General features: G+C 48.3%; 12 protein-coding genes. 6 read left to right on the top strand and 6 right to left on the bottom strand.

The features are described from left to right. Positions 1-37: 37 nt before the first annotated feature. The 5 genes from QUA27_RS06310 to QUA27_RS06290 all read right to left on the bottom strand — a co-directional run bounded on the left by QUA27_RS06310 (position 38) and on the right by QUA27_RS06290 (position 5,862). Positions 38-277 carry a hypothetical protein gene (locus QUA27_RS06310; RefSeq protein ID WP_333067032.1) on the bottom strand — a complete coding sequence of 80 codons (240 nt, stop codon included), beginning with the start codon at positions 275-277 and terminating at the stop codon, positions 38-40. Next, positions 267-1,754, bottom strand: a complete 1,488-nt coding sequence (locus QUA27_RS06305; protein WP_333067031.1) for a PP2C family protein-serine/threonine phosphatase — start codon at positions 1,752-1,754, stop codon at positions 267-269. Before QUA27_RS06305 ends, QUA27_RS06310 begins: the two co-directional genes overlap by 11 nt. Positions 1,755-2,319: 565 nt before the next feature. Continuing rightward, complete coding sequence (gene ftsY / locus QUA27_RS06300) at positions 2,320-4,077, bottom strand: signal recognition particle-docking protein FtsY (protein ID WP_333067030.1); 1,758 nt, start codon at positions 4,075-4,077, stop codon at positions 2,320-2,322. 154 nt (positions 4,078-4,231) lie between these two features. After that, complete coding sequence (gene nusB / locus QUA27_RS06295) at positions 4,232-4,864, bottom strand: transcription antitermination factor NusB (RefSeq protein ID WP_333037246.1); 633 nt, start codon at positions 4,862-4,864, stop codon at positions 4,232-4,234. Between the two features lie 272 nt (positions 4,865-5,136). Continuing rightward, positions 5,137-5,862, bottom strand: coding sequence for a DUF502 domain-containing protein (locus tag QUA27_RS06290; protein WP_333067029.1), 726 nt, complete (start codon positions 5,860-5,862; stop codon positions 5,137-5,139). 1,132 nt (positions 5,863-6,994) lie between these two features. Here QUA27_RS06290 and QUA27_RS06285 point away from each other — a divergent pair. Then, positions 6,995-9,829, top strand: a complete 2,835-nt coding sequence (locus tag QUA27_RS06285; RefSeq protein ID WP_333067028.1) for a PAS domain S-box protein — start codon at positions 6,995-6,997, stop codon at positions 9,827-9,829. Positions 9,830-10,605: 776 nt separating this feature from the next. Here the strand turns inward: QUA27_RS06285 and QUA27_RS06280 are convergent. Further along, entirely contained in the window at positions 10,606-10,803 is a 198-nt protein-coding gene (locus tag QUA27_RS06280; RefSeq protein ID WP_333067027.1) for a hypothetical protein, read from the bottom strand. Between the two features lie 382 nt (positions 10,804-11,185). On the opposite strand from QUA27_RS06280, the gene QUA27_RS06275 reads away from it, so the two are divergent. The 5 genes from QUA27_RS06275 to QUA27_RS06255 all read left to right on the top strand — a co-directional run bounded on the left by QUA27_RS06275 (position 11,186) and on the right by QUA27_RS06255 (position 18,951). Next, entirely contained in the window at positions 11,186-11,539 is a 354-nt protein-coding gene (locus tag QUA27_RS06275) for an STAS domain-containing protein (protein ID WP_333067026.1), read from the top strand. 140 nt (positions 11,540-11,679) lie between these two features. Continuing rightward, a complete protein-coding gene (locus QUA27_RS06270; protein ID WP_333067025.1) occupies positions 11,680-14,442 on the top strand; it encodes a TIGR03960 family B12-binding radical SAM protein in 2,763 nt (920 codons plus the stop codon). A gap of 939 nt (positions 14,443-15,381) precedes the next feature. Continuing rightward, positions 15,382-15,516, top strand: coding sequence for a hypothetical protein (locus tag QUA27_RS06265; protein WP_333067024.1), 135 nt, complete (start codon positions 15,382-15,384; stop codon positions 15,514-15,516). 389 nt (positions 15,517-15,905) lie between these two features. Next, positions 15,906-18,266 carry a ribonuclease E gene (gene rne / locus QUA27_RS06260; RefSeq protein ID WP_333067023.1) on the top strand — a complete coding sequence of 787 codons (2,361 nt, stop codon included), beginning with the start codon at positions 15,906-15,908 and terminating at the stop codon, positions 18,264-18,266. Between the two features lies 1 nt (position 18,267). After that, a complete protein-coding gene (locus tag QUA27_RS06255) occupies positions 18,268-18,951 on the top strand; it encodes a ribonuclease HII (protein ID WP_333067022.1) in 684 nt (227 codons plus the stop codon). Positions 18,952-19,246 lie beyond the last annotated feature (295 nt).

Here is a 19,246-nt window from a genome sequence, read left to right as displayed (position 1 = left end):
CTTAATTTGCTTTCTGATAGCTTCAGCGACAAGCACTCTAACGAAAAATCCCTTTAAAGAACCAGCCAACAAAAATACCTATAAAAAAAGCTCCTATTTGACCAGTCGAAACAAAATTGTTCCAAGCTTTCTGGAAATTTGTAAAAATTTCGTAACTTTGACCCAAAATCACCGTGGAACTCAAATGAGATTTCAAAACTACCAAGTGAGCGACATCGTTCCAATTAATCGAGCTGGTTAATCCAGCAGTAATTTCCGGCATTAAATTAACTATCATGGTGATTTTCTCCTGCTAAAGGTGTTACCCTAAGTACAACCAGTGTCATGTCATCTTCGTTGCGATTGCCGATACCGATAAACTGGTGTACACGATCGAACAAATAATCCAAAATTTCTTCAGACTGCTGGTAATTTTGACAGGCCCACTGAAAAGCCGAGGTCAAGTTATCCTCGTCAAAGCGATCGCCCCTTTGATTAGAAGCATCGGTAAATCCGTCTGTGTAATAAATAATAGTATCTCCTGGCTGCAATTGCACTTGAGCTTCTTGGTAATGCGAATCAGCATCCAGCCCAATTAACATTCCCTCCAAAGTATCGAGCTGAAGAATCGAATTAGTTGCAGCTTGCCACAGCAAAGGCGGGTGGTGAGCAGCATTGCTGTAAGACAAAACGCGAGTTTTCGGGTCATACTCCGAATAAAACAGAGTCACAAAACGGTGGGAATTTTCCAAATCCGCGTGCATAACCCGGTTTAAATGTTGCAAAATTCTCGACGGCGAGTGGCGGTTCAACACCTCCGCCCGCAGCATACCCCGTGTCATCGTCATCAACAGGCCCGCCGGTACTCCTTTGCCCATCACGTCGCCGATCACAATGCTCCAGCGGCCCTTGTCGATTTTGGACTTGAGATTTTTAATTAGGGATGGGGGGTTTTCCCCCTCATTCTCCTTGCCGATCGGGTCATAGTCAGCGGGAATAAAATCATAATAATCTCCGCCGACTCTGCTAGCAGTTTGGCAGCGGGCGGCCACGTCAACACCGGGAATTTTCGGACAACTGCGCGGTTGCAGCCGCAATTGAATTTCCGCCCCGATTTCTAACTCTCTGTCTAAGCGGTCTTTTTCCGCCAACTTAACAGTAAGTTCGTCTTTGCAAATAGCCACGGCGGTTTGATCCGCCACCAACCGAACTAATTTCTGTCTGCTGGGAGTCCAGAGATATTGCGGATCACTGCTAAAAACATAAAGTCGTCCCCGTTCCAAATTGTTGACTAAAATTGGCGCCCCAAACAAATGAACATCCGGGCCCAAATAACGACCGACTTGCAGGTCTAGACTAGAAGTTTGCCCAGAGGTTTCCGAAAACGATGCAGCAGTAGCGCCCGCACCTGCTGTAGCTTGCCTGGTGGCTATTTCCAGCGCTTTTCGCATATCTTGGCACTGCCGTCCTTCCTGACAATGCAACTGCTGGAACCTGACTTGACCGTTGGGTTTGAACAGCACTAAAGCTCCCCCGTCGGCGTCGGTAACGCGAGTCGCCACCAAAGGCACCAACTCCAAAAATTGGTTTAGATTGTTAAAACTTCGCAGGGCAAATCCCAGCGAACCCAACATATCTTGAACGTTGTGCTGATATCGGTGCAAACGCGCCACCAGTTCTTTGAGGGCAAATACTGGCGTCGCGTCGGTGGAATTGCGACCCGAAGGGCGGTCAGCAGGTTGAGGTGAGGGGCGAGGCAAAGGCACAGCAGTCATTTTTAATTTGTGATTGTCGATGTTAGAAGGAGGAATGATTGAGGACTTACGGGTCACTTGAACAGAAACCCGTTTTTTTCTCGAGCAAGTAGTTTGGTTTGAGCGAGTAAGTTGGGCACTAAAACATTTGTATCAACTTAAGTCTAAAATTCTTAAGAAATATCGTTTATAGCTGAGTCTAGATACCCCCTAAATCCACGCTGCTTGCTCTACTTGGGTGGGCCCAAGACCGCAGCGGCTCCCCTTAAGAAGAAGGGGGACTTTGACCATCTTCTGTCCCACCCGACTATCAGGGGGGCGCCAGGGGGATCGGGAAGAATTTGCTCAGACAGCCGACTCATACTAAATTGGAGCTTAATTTGATACGCTTGCTTTGCCTCGCGGTTTGATCCAAACCAAGTAATAACAGAACGAAGGTATTGTTTCTAGATATTTATTTTTCACTCGATCGCTCGTGGCGATCGGCGCAAGTCCTGCGATGGTAGTTTGAGGTTAATAATTTGAGATTTTGAAGATCTGTGTCCGCCTCCCAAAGATGGGGGCGGCTGGCAAATGCCTCATCAATCTAAAATCTAAAATCGAGTAGGGCTTCCACAAATTCGTAACTAGAAAACGGACGCAAGTCTTCGATGCTTTCCCCGACTCCAATAAAGCGGATTGGCAGACCAAGCTGCTGCACTACTGCTAGGGCAACACCACCTTTAGCAGAACCATCGAGTTTTGTCAATACTACTCCGCTTAGTTTTGCCGATTCTGCGAACACTTCTGCCTGTCGCAAACCATTTTGACCCAGTGTGGCATCCAAGACCAGTAGAGATTCTACGGTAGCGCCTGGGGCTTTTTTATCTACAATGCGACGGATTTTACTTAATTCGTCCATCAGATTTTTTTTGTTTTGCAGGCGGCCTGCGGTGTCTACGATCAGCAGTTCTGTGCCTCGGGCGCTGGCAGCGGCGATCGCATCAAACACGACAGCAGCCGGATCGGTATTTTTCCCTGGGTTGGCAATAATTTCAACGCCACTGCGGGAACCCCAAACTTTCACCTGTTCGACGGCGGCGGCGCGGAAAGTGTCGGCGGCGGCTATTAGGGTTTTGTAGCCGGATTTTTGGGCAATATGGGCAAGTTTGCCGATCGTCGTAGTTTTGCCCGCACCGTTGACTCCTACGATCAACCAGATGTTAAAAGTGTCTTTTTCCGGGGCAAATGTCAGGCTGTAGGCGGGATTACCGGCGGCTGTTTCGGCACAGGGAGCGTCCAGAATATCGCGCAGAATCGTTTTCAGGTAGGCTAGAGCCTGTTCTGGTGGCAGCACTTCTTGTGTGAGTCTTTCTTGGAGACGACTGATAATGATGTCGGTGGCTGCGACTCCGACATCAGCTTGCAGGAGCAAAGTCTCAATTTCGGCTACCGCGTCTTGATTGAGCGGGCCTTGACCGACGATCGCCTTTAGTCGATTAATTAAGCTGCGACGAGTTCTTTCTAAGCCTTTCCGCAGTTTTTGCAGCCAAGTGATTTCTTCGACGGATACTTGGTCTGGGCGGCGGCCTTGACTGGCTAAGATTTCTGATGACCACAGGAAGCCTTCGTCAAAGGCGAAACCGGGAATTTCTTCGATAATTGCCGCTCTCTCGGCAGCGGCTGCAATTACTTCTGGTTCTTCAAGGGCTGTTTCTTTGAGGCGTTCGATGCGCTCCATGCGATCGGCCTGAGCTCTGGCCCAAAACGGCAGGGCTTCGGCTGCTTCGCCATCGGATGCGAGTGATTCGGTTTCTACAACCTCTGTTGCAGGTTCGGCAATTTCTATATTTTCTGCTGTAACTTCTAATTGTTGAGCAATAGGTGCAATGTCGATCGCCGCTGCTGTGGGTTGCAGAGTTTCGGCAATTTCTGCTGGCTTGGCTGCATCGAGTTCGGAAACTTCGGTTGCTTCAACTGTTGCTGGTGCTGCAACTTCTGGAACTTCTGCAACAGTTGCTGCTGTGGGTGCTGGTTCAAGTTCGATCGGCTCGGTTGCTTTAATAGTCGTCGGTTCTGCAACTTCTGCAACTGCCGCGCTTTCTGCTTCGGCTGCTGGAACATCAGGCGCTGGTGTCTCAGAAACTTCTGTTTCGGGTTTTTGCTGTTTTTGAATATTTTTGTAGGCAGCTTTTGCCCAATTGAGATAATCTTCGGCTACAGCAGGAGAGTCTTGCTCTGTTGCATCTGTTTGAGGCTCAACCGATGGGGATTTTGCCGACTCATCTTGTGGCTGTTCGGGGGTTGCCTCTGTTTCTGAAGATTTGCTTTCGCTGTACTGGCGACGAAACCAATTAAATACCATAGGAAATTGGGAATATAGTTATTAGTCCTTAGTTTAGAGCGGATTGCGAATTGCGGATTGTGGATTGCTAATGACTCTGGGTAAGGTTCGCGCCTCGGCGTGCACCCTCCGGGTAAGGTACTCACCAAGCACCCGGAGGACTGAGGACTAACGACTAAGGACTAACAACTTCTGCATTGATTTTATCGACTACTCGGCGGAGGACTCCGTTGATGAAGCGATGTCCTTCGTCGCCGCTGTAGCGTTTTGCGAGTTGGACGGCTTCGTTGACGCTGACTTGTTCGGGTAAGCCCAGATATAGCATTTCGGCGATCGCGATTCTCATGATATCTCGATCGATCCGGGGCAACCGTTCTATTTGCCAGTCTACAAGGGCTTCCGAAAGCAATTCATCAATTTGAACACGGTTGGCGCTGACTTTCGTCAGGATTTGCAAAGCATAGGTGCGGACATCTTGCTGGTTGGCTAGCTGGATCAGTTCTGGAAACTCCATTGCTGAACCGAGACGGTTGATTGCGGTTTGGGTGAGTTCGACTGCTTCCCGCACCATTGTTCTAGCACTTTGTATATCGGCGGCGCGGATTTCGCTAGCAAGGAGTTTGTCGCTACTCCGCTGCACTTCGGATGCTGCTGCTTCTAGGGATTCTTGAACTTCTGTTGTCAGGGTACGGATAGCAGCGAGGAGAACATCTTGCAGTTTCTTGGCTTCTAAGAGTTCTGGATTCGTCGGCAGTTGGCTTATGCCGAGGAGTGCGAGTTCGCGTGCTGTTTCGCGGGCTTTTTTCATAGTTTTTAGATAGGAATTGAGAATTTAGGAAGTTTTTCGATTGCGCGCGGACTTGAACTTTAGCAGAAAACTCGACTAAAAGCGTTACAAGACCAGCCGTCTGACTCGCCAGCGGCGGGTAGTTTACAGATACTTCACTGTCAAACCTAAGATTTATGCTCGAAACCGGGTGTCTGAGTATAGGCTTTCTCGGTTTGGGCTGGTTTTGTCGAAATATTATCTGCTATGGGGAAAGTTTACACGGTCTTACTGGCCACTAAAAATGTCTTGGTTCACTCTTCTTCGACTGGAACAGCCTGGTATCTTGATTCGGATACCAAGGGTTCGAGTGTTTTGCCCTTGATTTTTTCGGAGGTTACTGGAACTGAGTTGCTGGGGTTGACGATGCCCCCAGAGATGATGACTTTAAAGGCATCTTCGATCGACATTGACAAATTGACTAAATCTGCTTCGGGGACTATAGCGTACCATCCGGTAGTGGGGTTCGGAGTGGTGGGGATGAAAATGCCGATCGGGGTTTCACCGGAAAGGTGAGGTGGGATGTCGTTACTCTCGATCGTACCGGTCACAAATGCTAAAGTCCAGATTCCCCGCCGGGGATATTCCACTAACACCACGCGGCGAAATTTGTCGTTTGAGTTGAGGAGGGTTCCCAGCAGTTGTTTGAGGGTTTTGTAAACCGAACCCGCTAGGGGAATTGCCTGCAACACCCGTTCGCCAAAGTCTAGCAGCCACTTGCCGAAAATGTTGCGGGCCATTAAACCGATGACTAAGATGCTCAGCAGGGGTACAGCCAGCCCTACTAAAAGATTTAGCAGATTCACCAAAATCGGGTGGAGCCCGTCAAAAGGGTTGATCTGCTTGGGAATTTTGGTGAGAAAATTGATGACCCAACTGGCGACGGTAATTGTCAGCCAGATGGTGGTAGCTAAGGGGATCACTACCAATAGTCCTGCGATCAGGTCGTTTTTTAAGTCTTGTTTGATGCGTTGGAGCACGGCGGGTCAAATCTCCTCGTAACTGGTTGCCAATAACCTGAATAAAGCTGAGACTAAAGCAACTGCACGGGCTTTACTGGAAGTCACCATAGACGATGGTTTTCAATTCTGCTAAACCCTACCCTTTCTGAGGGGGAAGAGTTAGGGATCGCCGGTGCTGTACCTCTATTTTAAAGAATTATTGCAAGTTGGCGCTTGGTTTTAATATATGCGGGCTGTGCAGCAGCTCACCGTATTGTATATTTTAAGACACTTTGGGTTGGTTCAATCAATAAGCCGATCGGTCAGAGGCAGCCAGGGAGTGCAAGTGTAGGGAGTCCAGAGAAAATTTTCTGCGATCTGTATAGGAATTTAATTGGTCGATCGAGCTTTCTCAGATTTTCGGCTGGGTGGCACTTCGTTGTACCGAATTCAGGGGAACCTCTGCAGGTTGAGTGCAGTGTCTCTGCCCAAATCTATCTTTGGATAGATGCAGTACGACTATCTCTTACTAAAGAGGGTGATTTTTGATGGGCGACAGGGACAAACAAAGCAACAGTTACCTACCATGCAACAGTTGCATGGTAGGTAAATCCGGCAAAAAGTAAAGCAGACAGACCAGCAACTTTGACTTTTTTGACAGGATCGATCGATATTCAGGAAATAAGGGCAGAATTCAACCGAATTCGAGCTTGAGAGGAGCGGCAAAGCAATATAGAATTAACTTGGGCATCACTACAAAAAAATAATCTGCCAAACGAGGTAGCAGTAGTTAGTAGCAAGCGAGATAAATTACTACATAGCTAGTTGTTTCTAGCCAGAAGCGCGAAACTATTTATTTAACAGGGTATAGCTAAACTGCTGCATAGAAGCAAGACTCCAGCAATGCCGATTTCTTGGAAGCCGACGAAAGTTAAGGAAAAACAACCGTACTAGCCGCTCAAGTCAAAGCGGGGATTTACCTCGCTGCAAGCAGCAATAGACTTGATTAGAAGCTAGGATTGAGATATGAATGCTCAACTCATGAAACCAATTGATTTTTACATTTTTTTATGCCATTAAAAACGCAAGACTTTTTTGGGCTTCACTTAACCAGCCGCAGCCCGATAAAATTTTGTGTCCGCTAATTAATATTTAAGTAAAAGGAATTTTTGTGAAAACGCTCAGTATCCTCTTAGTAGAAGACAGTCCCCTAGATGCCGAACTGATTGAGGCATATCTAATGGATGGCGGGCTCCAATTTTCTCTGGTGTGTGTGGAAACTCGAGAAGACTTTGCCACGGCGCTGGAAAAACAACGTTTTGACATTATTTTGGCAGATTATATGCTGCCTTGTTTTAACGGGATAGCTGCGCTGGAAATCGCCCACACTACTTGTCCGGGAGTGCCGTTTATTTTTGTTTCGGCTACTTTGGGCGAGGAAGTGGCGATCGAAACTTTGAAAAGCGGCGCTACTGATTATGTTCTCAAACGCCGTTTGATACGGCTGGTGCCGTCGATTGAGCGGGCCCTGCGGGAAGTTCAAGAACGGAACGATCGCAAGCAAGCCGAAGCACAGCAGCAGGAAAGCGAAGCTCGATTTCGGATTATGGCAGATACCGCGCCGGTGATGATTTGGATGTCGGGCACTGACCAACTTGGCGATTACTTTAACAAAGTTTGGCTGGAGTTTACCGGTAGAACTTTGGAACAAGAAATGGGCACGGGTTGGATGGAAAACTTGCACCCAGATGACTTGCCAGAATGGCTGGATATTTACCAAAGAGCCTTCGACGCTGGCAGCGAGTACCGGATAGAATGCCGTTTGAGGCGTTATGACGGGGAATACCGCTGGGTTTTGGGTACAGGCGTACCCCGGTACAGGCCCGATCGCACTTTTGCAGGTTACATCGGTTCTTACATCGATATTAGCGATCGAAAACTGGCCGAACAAGAACGCGCTGTCGCTTTGTCCCGCGAACAAGCAGCGAGGTTGCAAGCAGAAGAAACTGCTAAAGCGCTGCAATTGGCAAACGATAAAATTACTAACATTCTCGAAAGCATTACCGATGCTTTTATCGCTGTTGATTTAAATTGGAATTATACCTATGTTAACCACCAAGCTATTGAGCTGTTAGGCCGACCAAAAGCAGAACTGATAGGTCAAAAAATTTGGGATATATTTCCAGGGGCAGTTGAGTTACAGTTTTACAAAATGGCTACCAAAGCATTAGCAGAAAAGGTAACAATCGAGTATGAAGAATTCGTACCGTTATGGAATAAGTGGTTGAAGATGCGTTTTTATCCTTCCGATTCGGGTTTGTCGGGTTACATCCAAGATGTTACCGCTCGCAAACAAACAGAAGCTGCACTCCAAGCTAGCGAAGAAAAGCTGAGAATGTTAGCCGAAGCTAACTTGATAGGAATTATCTTCGGGGATGTGAACGGCGCTATCATCGAGGCCAACGATGAATTTTTGCGGATAATTGGTTACACGCGGGAACAGTTGCAGCGCGGGGAATTAAATTCGATTGACATCACACCGCCGGAGTACCAGTCTCTCGACAAGAAGGGCATGGCAGAGGCACAAGCAACGGGGGCTTGCACTCCCTACGAAAAGGAATTCTGGAGGAGAGACGGCAGCCGGATTCCGGTGTTGATCGGATATGTTTTGCTGGCCCAAAAGCGGCAAGAATCTGTGGCTTTTATTCTCGACTTGACGGTTGGCAAGCAGTTGGAAAGAGAACTGCACGATCGAGCCCAGGAATTGGCGCGCGCGAACCGGATTAAAGACGAGTTTCTAGGAACTTTGTCCCACGAATTGCGGACGCCGCTGAATGCGATGCTGGGATGGGCACAACTGTTGCGAAACCGCAAGTTTGACGAAAAAACGACTGTTCGGGCTCTGGAAACGATCGACCGCAATACGCGATCGCTGGCAACTCTGATCGAGGATTTGTTGGACGTGTCGCAGATTATTACCGGGAAACTGTCGCTGAATTTGCGGTGGGTGGATGTGATTTCGACTGTTGAGGCTGCGATCGATACTCTGGCGCCCGCGATTGCCGCCAAAAATATTGAAATTGTGACGGATTTCGACCCCACTACCGGGCGGGTTTTTGCCGATTCCGGTCGTTTGCAGCAGGTAGCCTGGAATTTGCTGTCGAATGCGATTAAGTTTACTCCCGATGGCGGACAGGTGAAGGTGGAGGTGCGAAAGATGGAGAGGACTTTTGCCCGTGAGGAATCCGCTTGCTGTAAACAATTGTCGCCCGCTAGTGTCGAAATTGAAGTCAGCGATACGGGACAAGGGATTTCAGAAGAGTTTTTGCCGCACGTTTTCGAGCGGTTCAGCCAAGCTGACAGCTCTACAAGGCGATCGTACAACGGATTGGGTTTGGGTTTGGCCCTAGTGCGGCATTTTGTGGAAATGCACGGGGGGACGGTGCAAGCCGAATCAGCCGGGAAGGGAAAAGGCTCGAGGTTTTTAGTGAAATTGCCAATTCAACAGCTTCATTGCGACGCTGGATTGTCGGTTGCTGGACTTGGGGAGTTGGCGATTCATAAAAGCAAGGCGCGAGCCCCTGTAAAGGACTCTTTTGTCAGCAGCAATCTTTCTGGAGTGCGAGTCTTGGTGGTCGATATCGACGCAGATTCCCTGGATTTTGCCTGTACAGTGCTCGAAGATTGCGGGGCCCAGGTGGAGATTGCTAGCTCTGGAATGGCGGCGCTGGAGGCGATGGAAAGGCTGAATCCGGATGTGTTGGCGATCGATATCGAGATGCAAGCCCCTGATGGAGAGGCTCTGCTGCGGCAAGTGCGATCGCGGATGGTGGACAGGGAAATTCCGGCGTTGGCGTTCACGGCGGTTGGTAAGGTAGAAGAACGGATACGGGCACTGCAGCAAGGTTTTCAAATTTACGTGCCCAAGCCGATCGAGCCTGCTGAGTTGGTGGCGGTGGTGGCAAGTTTGGCGGCGCGATCGAAGATTTTAGAGGTTAGATTTTAGATTGAGTGGCTTTGCAAACTTTGAGGACCGAGGTCGTGACTACAAACCAATTTTCTTGCATTGGAGCGATCGGATAATAATTCTTAGGACTAAGGCTAACTGGTAGATTAAACAAAAATATGTAGTTGCGCTTGTAGGCTATTTCCTAAGCTAAGAGCGCACAAGCGCAACTACATACTTAAAATTTAAGCTTTATTTGTGACAGTTTGCCTGAGTCCTAATCCTGCCGAAAAAAATTTCGGTATGAATTAGACTTAGAGCTAATTTGTCAAGGCCCAAAAGTTATAAATTTAATTTAGGTCATAGTGTGTAGTTTTTGATACTGATACCAGTTTCTAAAAGGAATGCAACTGTAGACAAGTTCCAAACCCTGATAATCATCTGTAGTCCGACTTCTAAAATCTCAAATCTAAAATCTCAAATCTAAAATCTCAAATTGTAGGAGGTGCAAGGACGATCGCCCTTAACAGTCTCTCCTAAAATATCAAGTTCAGCAATTAGCTGCTTCATTAAGCATGACTCTTAGTTAAATTTACAATTAACCTAATTTGTCATCCCCCAAAAGTTATAAATTTAATTTAAGTCAAATTTTTTAGCTTTTGAGCACAGGTGCAGTGACGATCGCCCCTAATACTATTTCCTCAAATATCAAGTTCAGCAACGAGATGCTTCATTAGAAAAATATTCGGTCGGCGTAAATGCTTCTAAAACTCCTCTACTGCCCGCCGTGCAAGGATTTTTTGGTTTTGGGATATGGACTGGTCGCCAACTTTCCACTATCGACGGTTAGATACCAATTGCACCCGGCCGGCATCCATTTCATCCATTAATAACTCTAAAGCCTCATAATCAATATCCGAGATGTACCCCAAACGGGTGAGCTCGTAGTTGATTTCGTTTTCAATGTCAGGCGTCAACTGCTTAATGTAGAGGGCTTTTTCTACAAGTTGACGAATAGCATGAGTTGCTTGCATAGTAAGTCGGAGAACTCCGTACAGTTTAATTTTCCTCTGAAGTGTCGAGCAAACAGGTGATCTAGATCAGAACTAATAAGTGATTGAAATTACATTGTTCAGTTTTATCTAACAGCTAGGGCAAAGTCGATCGCAATTTTTAGAGTTACCAAGACTCAAGCTGCTGGCATTAATAAAAAATAGTATAGTAGCTTACGTTTCCTGCCCAAATCTTACGCAAAATTTCATAAAAAAGAGGCAATAAATAAAGATTCAGTAAAACTACTGAAAAAACTGGTCGATTTCCCTCAGAGCAAGTTAGCCTCAGAGTAATCAAGTAGGTTTAGGCTTACACCTGTCCAGCACAGTAGTTGAAAATACGTAGCAACCATAGGTTTGACATATGCAGACACTTCTTGCCCATAAACCAATTACGGTGATTCGACCCCTAGACCACCTGAATGCAGCCACCTGCGCAGAATTCGGACGGCAACTAATGACAGCAATTGCAGCCCCTGGGGTGGTAGCGGTACTCGTAGATTTGGGCGCAGTAAAATTTATTGACAGTGCCGGTTTGATGGCATTGGTTTCGGGCCTCAAGCAGGCGAAAAAAATGGGGCGCAGGTTTAGTCTTTGCTCAGTTTCTCCAGGGATTAAGATGATTCTGGAACTCAGCCAACTCGATCGAGTGTTTGAAATATTTGAAAATGTCGATAGCTTTGAAGCCGAAAACTCCTGCGTAAACCAGCACTGGTAGACGTGCCTCCTAGGCGAAAACCAGCAACAAAACACAGCAAATTCGGTTAAATGCCCGAAAAGACAGGCTACTGTCGTTGGCGTGTTGGCAGATTTTAAGGTAGGCTGCTTAAGAGTCGCAAATATTTAGCGAGTCGAGCCGTGGCAGTAAAAGTCGAAGAATTACTTACAGCAGACATTAATCAGCCTGCTCGTTATCTGGGAAACGAATTGGGATCTACGCACAAGCCTTGGGACGAGGCTTTGGTGCGCTGGGTTCTCACTTACCCAGAAGTTTATGAAGTGGGTGCTTCCAATCTGGGGCACATCATCCTTTACAATATTTTGAACGCAGGGCCGAGACAGTTGTGCGATCGAGCTTATTTGCCCGCACCAGACTTGGCAGCAAAACTGCGATCGACTAAAACTCCGCTGTTTGCCGTAGAATCGAGGCGATCGCTCACAGAATTTGATATTCTGGGCTTCAGCCTCAGCTACGAACTCGGAGCCACAAACATTCTGGAAATGCTGGATTTAGCCGGCATTCCCCTAACTTGGCAAGAAAGAGCGACAAATGCCCAAAACGGTGCTCAAATTCCGCTGATTTTTGCTGGCGGGCAAACAGCAACTTCTAACCCCGAACCCTACGCGGACTTTTTTGACTTCATCGCTTTGGGAGATGGAGAAGAGTTGCTGCCAGAAATTGGCTTGATTTTGGCAGAAGGCAAAACTAATAATTTGAGCCGAGAAGCATTGCTGCTGGATTTAGCGCAAATTCCAGGCGTCTACGTCCCGCAATTCTACGATATGGCGGCCGACGGTTCTGTTCATCCCAACCGCCCGCAAGTTCCAGAACGAATTCTGCGCCGCGTGGCAACTCCGATACCAGCTTATTCGATCGGGCTGGTTCCCTACGTCCAGACAGTACACGACAGACTGACAGTAGAAATCCGCCGGGGATGCACCCGCGGGTGTCGCTTCTGTCAACCGGGAATGCTGACTCGCCCCGCACGCGATGTCGAACCGCAGCAAGTCGTAGAGGCGATCGAACAGGGTATGCAAGCCACCGGGCACAGCGAGTTTTCCCTGCTTTCCCTGAGTTGTTCCGACTATCTGGCACTCCCAGCAGTCGGGATGGAAATCAAAAATCGCCTCAAAGATAAAAACATTTCTCTGTCTCTACCCAGCCAGCGGGTTGACAGATTTGACGATAATATTGCCGACATTCTCGGCGGTACCCGACAAGGCGGTTTGACTTTTGCCCCGGAAGCTGGTACTCAGCGCATGCGCGACATCGTTAACAAAGGTTTGACCAATGAAGAATTGCTTCGGGGTGTCAAAACTGCGGTCGATCGCGGCTGGGATAAAATCAAGCTGTATTTTATGATCGGTTTGCCTGGGGAAACCGATTTTGATGTTCTGGGTATCGCCGAAACAGTCCGCTGGCTGCACCGGGAATGCAGGGTGGATGGTCGGCGGGGACTGAATTTTAACTTGACAATTTCTAATTTTACGCCTAAGCCTCACACTCCTTTTCAGTGGCACTCGGTTTCTACTGCTGAGTTTTCCCGCAAGCAAAAACTCCTGAAGGCAGAATTTCGGGGGATGCGGGGCGTCAAGGTGAATTACACTGATGTGCGGATTTCGGCAATGGAGGATTTTGTCGGACGGGGCGATCGGCGTTTGGCTGCTGTAGTCCGCCGCGCTTGGGAACTGGGCGCGGGTATGGATGCGTGGTGGGAAAGCTTGGATCAGGCTTACAAAGCTTGGACTCAGGCGATCGATGAATCCGGTCTTACCTGGAAATACCGCCAAGTTGAAAGCGGGGAGTGGAATCTTTTTGAGAAGGAAGAAGGAAGAGATAAGAAGGAAGAAGGAAGAGAAATCAAGGAAGATTTTTCCGATTCTCCGCATCTCCCCCTCTCCCCCTCCCCCTCTCTTTCTCTCGATCAATCCCTGCCTTGGGATCACTTAGATACGGGGATCGATAAAAACTGGCTGAAAATTGACTTGCAAAAGGCTTTAGAAGCAGCGACGGTTCCAGACTGTTCCTTTGAAGGGTGTTCGCGCTGCGGGGTGTGTGGCACCGATTTCGGACACAATGTGGTTGTGGAGGCGCTGCCAATTCCAGAGTTTGCTGGGGAGTTTGTCCCGAATACGGAGCGGAAACAGCGTTTGCGGGTTTGGTTCGGGAAGGTGGGCGATATGGCTTTGGTTGGTCATTTGGATTTGATCCGATTGTTCGACCGAGTAGTCCGCAGAGCAGATTTGCCGATTTCGTTTACCGGCGGCTTTCACCCGAACCCTCGGATTTCTCTGGCAAATGCTCTGCCTCTGGGCGTTACCAGCACAGGGGAAATTGCCGACTTTGAGCTCACTGAGTCGATCGATATTGAGAGTTTTCGGGAAAAGTTGGTGGCTAAGCTGCCGGAAAATATTCCGATTTACAAGGTTGATTTGATCGATCTCAAGGCTCCTTCTGCTAACCAGTTGTTAGAAGCAGCGGAGTACGTGATTACTGTCGCTGTAGGGGGTTCGCTGACAGAAAATGGCGAATTAGACGGAGACAATGCTGCTCCTGTCTCCGTGGCTCCTGATGCCACTTGGGAAGCTTGGGTTAAGACGATCGTCGAAACCGAGGCTTTTTGGCGGGTGCATACTACTAAGTCGGGAAAGACGCAGGATGTCAATTTACGTGAAAGGCTGCACAAACTAGAACTTGTAGAGCCGAAACCAGACACCAGCACCTCTGCCTCTGGTACTACATCCGAAGGTAGAGCCGTCTTGCGCTGTATCGGGAGTTGTCGCAGCGACGGCAACTTGCTAAAGCCAGAACATATTATTTTCATGCTCGAACAAGTCAGCCAGCAGGAAATTCAGCTTCTGCAGGTTGAGCGTAGTCAGCTAATCCTGGGTTATGGTTAAAATAGGGGAGCTGTGGTGGAATATTTCACCTTCGGCTCTCGATCGGGATGTGTCGTTTCACGCTATAATCGCTTGTTATGGAAGCCGCGGCGGCTCGAGCGCTTTAGTCGCTCGCCGCCCTCGTCAACCAGCAACGCGGGCTGGGTGCAAATTGCTTCTGTTCAAGACTTCAAGCCTTTTTGTTGTACATTCACGGGCTAAATCTAGCGCCAAACCTGCAGGAGCGGGGTCTGAACCAAATTTAGCGATTAATTTCGATCGATCGACTGGTTGTCGGTGGTCGGCTTATTCACAAATCTCACGGTTCAAACCGCAGAGCGGGTATTCAACAATAGATGTTTTTGACGGGTCAAAAAACGGAGATAAGCCCCCGACTTAAGTCGTGGAGAACCAAAAATTTTAGATTTTAGATTAAAGTTCCAGCTCCCAGATTTATCCGTGGAGTCAATCTAACATCTAAAATCTAAAATCTAAAATCGACTTACCCGTCGAAAAATGGAGATAAGCCCCCGACTTAAGTCGTGAAGAGCCAAAAATTTTAGATTTGACACTTTAGTTCAATCTCCCAGGTTCATCTGTGGAGTAAATCTAAAATCTAAAATCTAAAATTTAAAATCTAAAATCGACTGACCCGTCAAAAAACGGAAATAAGCCCCCGACTTAATTCGTGGAGAACCAAAAATTTTAGATTTTAGACTCTAGTTCAATCTCCCAGATTTATCTGTGGAGTAAATCTAAAATTTAAAATTTAAAATTGACTGAACCGTCAAAAAACGGAGATAAGCCCCCGACTTAATTCGTGGAAAACCAAAATTTTAGATTTTAGACTCTAGTTCAATCTCCCAAATTCATCTGTGGAGTAAATCTAAAATCTAAAATCTAAAATCTAAAATCGACTGACGAGGTTTTAGGGTTGGCAGGGGCGGAGGTTGCAGTCGAATGCCAAGCTGGGGTGTGTTGAGTGCGATCGCGCAAGAATTCAACAAAAGTCTAGGCGCTTTCACTCCTACCTACTTTCGCTCAAAACCAGCCCTCAACCACCACGCAAGCGGAGTTATCAGTTCGGAGTGTTAAGTTGTGTGTTAAGAAATTAGTACGGTGTCAATGAATTTATTCGCTGAGTTCAAAGGAAGAGTTGTAAGTGTTGAGTTTTGAGTATTGATTTCGCAATTCTCAGCTCAAATCTCAATAGAGCTAACTCGATAAAAACCTCCTTATTTCTCTCTCTCAGATTTATCTGCTGAGCATAACTCATAACTCTGTACGGGCGGGTTTAACTACTTTATCTGTAACAGTTAACACTGAACAGTTAACAGTGAACGGTCAACAGTTAACTTTCCTTCCACCCTGCACCAACTCACAGCTAATAACTCTTCAAGCTACTACTAATTACAGTCTAAGTTCAGAGGCACTATGAGTGCGTAAGTGTCTCTAACTTGCTGCCAGTTTTTTGAGGAAATTGAATGACAAAGCAGATAGTTATAGCAGAGCAGCATCGCATTGCTGCCGTCTTTTCAGAAGATCAAATCCAAGAACTTGTGGTAGCCACAGGCAGCCACCAAGTCAGTGACATTTACTTGGGAATTGTTGAAAATGTACTGCCTGGGATAGATGCGGCGTTCGTCAATATCGGCGACCCAGAACGTAACGGGTTTATGCACGTCACAGACCTCGGCCCGCTGCGCCTTAAACGCTCGGCAGGAGCAATTACAGAACTCCTGACCCCCCAGCAGAAAGTGGTGGTGCAGGTAATGAAAGAACCGACGGGCAGCAAAGGCCCCCGGCTGACAGGCAACATTACCCTGCCGGGCCGCTATTTGGTACTGATGCCCTACGGCAGGGGAGTCAATCTCTCGCGGCGGATCAAGTCGGAAGCCGAGCGCAACCGCCTCAGAGCCCTGGCTATTTTGGTGAAACCGGCCGGGATGGGGTTGCTGGTACGCACTGAAGCTGAAGGGATGACCGAAGAAGCGATCATGGAAGATTTGGAAGTCCTCCAAAAACAATGGGAAGCCGTTCAACTAGAAGGCGGTACTTCGCGGGCGCCGGCACTGCTCAACCGGGATGACGATTTTATTCAGCGGGTGCTGCGAGATATGTTCAGCGGTGACGTGAATCGGATTGTGGTGGACTCGCAAAATGGCATTAAGCGGGTGAAGCAGCAGTTGATGAGCTGGAACGGCGGTAAACTTCCTGCGGGAGTTTTGATCGACCACCACCGAGAGCGCGCCTCGATTTTAGAATTTTTCCGCGTTAATGCTGCGATTCGAGAAGCCCTCAGACCAAGGGTTGATTTGCCTTCGGGTGGTTATGTGATTATCGAGCCGACTGAGGCGCTGACGGTGATCGATGTCAACTCTGGCTCGTTTACTCGATCGGCCACGGCTCGGGAAACGGTACTCTGGACAAATTGCGAAGCAGCAACGGAAATTGCTAGACAACTGCGGTTACGCAATATTGCCGGGGTGATTATTGTTGACTTTATTGACATGGAATCCCGCCGCGATCAGTTGCAAGTGCTGGAACATTTCAATAAAGCTCTCAAAGCTGACAAAGCTCGGCCGCAAATCGCTCAACTGTCGGAATTGGGACTGGTAGAACTGACTCGCAAGCGCCAAGGTCAAAATATTTACGAGTTGTTTGGTCACAGTTGTCCGACTTGCAGCGGGTTGGGTCATCTGGTGCAACTCCCCGGAGAAGAAGACTTCGCCGCAGCGGTGCGGGAATCGGGCGATCGTACCGTCGCTACGTCGAACCGCGTTTTGTTGAATTTGCCCGAAGGATTGGAACGCCGCAGCTTGACGCCTGTGGCGGCTGCAACTCCTGCCCCAGTGCGGGAAGAACGCCCCCCCGAACCTGCTCGGGCTGCTTGGGAACCTCAAAGCGAAAGTTTGGATTTTGAGACTGGCAGCAACGCCTCATCTTTGGACTTGCTCAACCATCCCAGCTATCAGGATTTGGGGAACGGAACTAGACGCCGCCGTCGTCGCCGGATTGGCGAAGAGCCTTTTGCTCTCCCGGCGGAGGAGGAACCGGTACGCAGCAAGTTGCGACTGCCGAATACTTCGAGCGCGCCTGTCGCGGATACGCGCTCTGAGTATCTTGCACCCCCCGGAATCCGGGCGGCTTCGGAGGGCTTCGGGCTGGTGAATATGGCGACTGTTGGCAGGCGCGAGGATTTCGAGCGTGTGCGTCCGGCTAAGTCTGAGTTGATGAAGCCTATGGTGGAGCCTCCAGAGGTGATTTCGGTGGAAATGACGGCGGAGGAGCAGGATGTTTATGCTCTGATGGGGGTTTCTCCTTTGGTGCTTACTGATCGCAGTGTGAAAAATCCTAAGAATGCGATCGTTTCGGTGACTCTCCCGGGAGCGGCCCCGAACAAGCCGCCTTTCGAGCAGCTCGAATTTGAATTTGAAGCGGCGGCGCCTGCAGAGAATGTTGAGGAACGGGATTATTATCCAGAAAGATCGGTAGTTGAGCCTGTTTTTTCTGAGGAGGATGATGATGAGGCCCAAATTTATGGCGAGAGTTCGATCGACGAAACTGATGATTTTGATCGGATGGAGGAACCCAACGATGTGATAGGCGAATCCCATGAGCCGATCGAATCCTATGAGCCGATCGAATCCTATGAGCCGATCGAATCCCATGAGCCGATCCAATCCCATGAGCCGATCGAATCCTATGAGCCGATCCAATCCCATGAGCCGATCCAATCCCATGAGCCGATCGAACCCAGCCAACTCAGCCAACCCAGCGAACCCGAGGAGCCTGCTATCAACCGTCGCCGCCGCCGCCGCTCGTCAGCCGTTGTGGATGAGTGATATGAAGTCAGAGGGAAGAGGGAAGAAGTCAGAGGGAAGAGAGAAGAAGGAAGAAGTAGAAATTTTTACTCTCTTCCCATCTTTCCATCTTCCCCTTTCCCCCTCTCCCTCGAACACTCTAGTAATTGCAGGTGTGGATGAAGTCGGACGAGGCGCTTTGTTCGGGCCGGTGGTGGCTGCAGCCTGCATTTTGCCCGACGAAGTTCTCGGTGAATTAGCAAGTTGCGGGGTGCGCGACAGCAAGCAGTTGAGTGCCGCAGCCCGGAGTCGGTTAGCCGTAAAAATCCGGGCTGTGGCGGTTGACTGTCAAATTGGTGCCGCTTCGGTGCGGGAGATCGATCGCCTCAATATTTTGCAGGCTTCTTTGTTGGCGATGAAACGGGCGATTTTGAAGTTGAAGGTGACGCCGGATTTGTGTTTGGTTGATGGGAATCAAAGGATTCCCAATTTGGCGATCGAGCAAGAGACGATGATCAAGGGTGATGCGCGATCGATTCAGATTGCTGCTGCTAGTATTGTGGCGAAAGTTTGGCGCGATGAATTAATAGTACGTTTGGCTGTTAAGTATCCTGAATATGACTTGACAAATAACAAGGGATACGGTACTGCTAAACATAAATTGGCTTTGGAACGCTGCGGTGTATCTGTCTTTCACCGACAATCTTTTAGTCCTTGTCAAAAATAGTTAGTTTTATCTCACATCTTGCACCATTCTTAACTAGCCCTTGCATTTTCTCCCAAAATGTGAAAGAAAGGGCACAGAAACAATCGGGTAGGTCAATGTTAACCATTCTTAAACAGTAAGTACCACTATTATTAGTCGCTTTCTCAATCATTACCAATGGTAAGTGGGGACAGTAATTCGAGTTGTGATAAAAGCCAAGGTTTCAGCAATACAGAACATACGCAAAACTTCTCTATGTAGGGTTCCATACCCACGGCACCTTATCGCTTTAGTCAGATCGAGTTTTATGAGGACT

It is taken from the genome of Microcoleus harperi Pol14_C6 (genome assembly GCF_036701295.1).
Classification (GTDB): Bacteria; Cyanobacteriota; Cyanobacteriia; order Cyanobacteriales; family Microcoleaceae; genus Microcoleus.
Note: the sequence above shows the minus strand (reverse complement) of the source record. Positions and strands in the feature narration are given on the sequence as shown.

Excerpts from the sequence above, each read along its gene's own strand:
- nusB (WP_333037246.1), bottom strand. The coding sequence starts at position 4,864 with ATGAAAAAAGCCCGCGAAACAGCACGCGAACTCGCACTCCTCGGCATA.
- QUA27_RS06310 (WP_333067032.1), bottom strand. The coding sequence starts at position 277 with ATGATAGTTAATTTAATGCCGGAAATTACTGCTGGATTAACCAGCTCG.
- ftsY (WP_333067030.1), bottom strand. The coding sequence starts at position 4,077 with ATGGTATTTAATTGGTTTCGTCGCCAGTACAGCGAAAGCAAATCTTCA.
- QUA27_RS06305 (WP_333067031.1), bottom strand. The coding sequence starts at position 1,754 with ATGACTGCTGTGCCTTTGCCTCGCCCCTCACCTCAACCTGCTGACCGC.
- QUA27_RS06280 (WP_333067027.1), bottom strand. The coding sequence starts at position 10,803 with ATGCAAGCAACTCATGCTATTCGTCAACTTGTAGAAAAAGCCCTCTAC.
- QUA27_RS06275 (WP_333067026.1), top strand. The coding sequence starts at position 11,186 with ATGCAGACACTTCTTGCCCATAAACCAATTACGGTGATTCGACCCCTA.
- rne (WP_333067023.1), top strand. The coding sequence starts at position 15,906 with ATGACAAAGCAGATAGTTATAGCAGAGCAGCATCGCATTGCTGCCGTC.
- QUA27_RS06265 (WP_333067024.1), top strand. The coding sequence starts at position 15,382 with ATGCCAAGCTGGGGTGTGTTGAGTGCGATCGCGCAAGAATTCAACAAA.
- QUA27_RS06255 (WP_333067022.1), top strand. The coding sequence starts at position 18,268 with ATGAAGTCAGAGGGAAGAGGGAAGAAGTCAGAGGGAAGAGAGAAGAAG.